The organism is Vibrio sp. 811, from assembly GCF_033339195.1.
In genome coordinates, this window is the sequence record NZ_JAWOUB010000221.1 from 1 (window position 1) to 861 (window position 861).

General features: G+C 45.2%; 2 protein-coding genes. One reads left to right on the top strand and one right to left on the bottom strand.

What is annotated here, in order from left to right:
- Positions 1–210: carbon starvation CstA family protein (locus R7Q46_RS25950; protein WP_318078052.1), on the bottom strand; the 210-nt coding region annotated here is incomplete at its 3' end.
- Positions 211–483: 273 nt separating this feature from the next.
- Here R7Q46_RS25950 and R7Q46_RS25955 point away from each other — a divergent pair.
- Entirely contained in the window at positions 484–825 is a 342-nt protein-coding gene (locus R7Q46_RS25955; protein ID WP_318078053.1) for a DUF2799 domain-containing protein, read from the top strand.
- Positions 826–861 lie beyond the last annotated feature (36 nt).

Here is an 861-nt window from a genome sequence, read left to right on the forward strand (position 1 = left end):
TGGGCCAAAGATAGGACCTACACCAGCGATGTTAAGTAGCTGAACTAGGTAAACCTTCTTTGTTGACATTGGAACAAAGTCAACACCATCCGTTTTGGTGTGTGCAGGGGTTTGGCGTTTCTCATTGATGCCGAAAATTTTCTCAACGAAAGCGCCGTAGATGAAGTATCCGCCGATGAGGGCAGCGACACAAGTTAGAAACCACATCATAGCAATTGTCCTTGGTTGGGTAGGGTAATTTTTTAATCTCAGGGTGCATGTTATGCGGCACTTGTGTTAAATGCATTCGGTTAGTAGATGAGTGGTCGAATAGAGTAGCGAGTGGTCGATATACCGATTGAGTGGTTTGTGATGCTAGTGAGTGGCGCGTTTCATCATTAAGTGGTTTAACGGCAGCGTGAGTGGCGAAATCTGGGTGTTGAGCGGCAGATTCTGAGAATTAGTGATAAGCTTGTTTTGAAAACAATCAGTTAAGGAAGAGTTATGAAAAAAGTGACGTTGGGGTTGGCGCTGGTATTATTGGCTGGGTGTGCTGCAACCACGGAAGATCTCGCCAAATCGGGTGATTGGTATCAGATTGGTTATCAAGATGGCATCGCAGGGCACACTTCTCGTAGTGTAAAAGAGCTGAAAACGTTAGGCACTGCTAACCCTGGTGATTATGACCGTGGCTATTTGGAAGGTGTCGCTGAATATTGCAATCCAGACTTTGCTTATCAAATGGGTCTATCTGGCCAATATTATGAGGGTGTCTGGGAGGGGACTGAGCAAGCGCAAAAGTTCGGTATGGAATGGCAACGAGGCTGGGACGAATACAGTAAGTAATAAATACAGTAATTAACGCGAAGACTCATTCTGTTT

What these genes read in the sequence shown, in the direction of transcription:
- R7Q46_RS25955 (WP_318078053.1), top strand. Translation starts at nt 484, where the DNA reads ATGAAAAAAGTGACGTTGGGGTTGGCGCTGGTATTATTGGCTGGGTGT.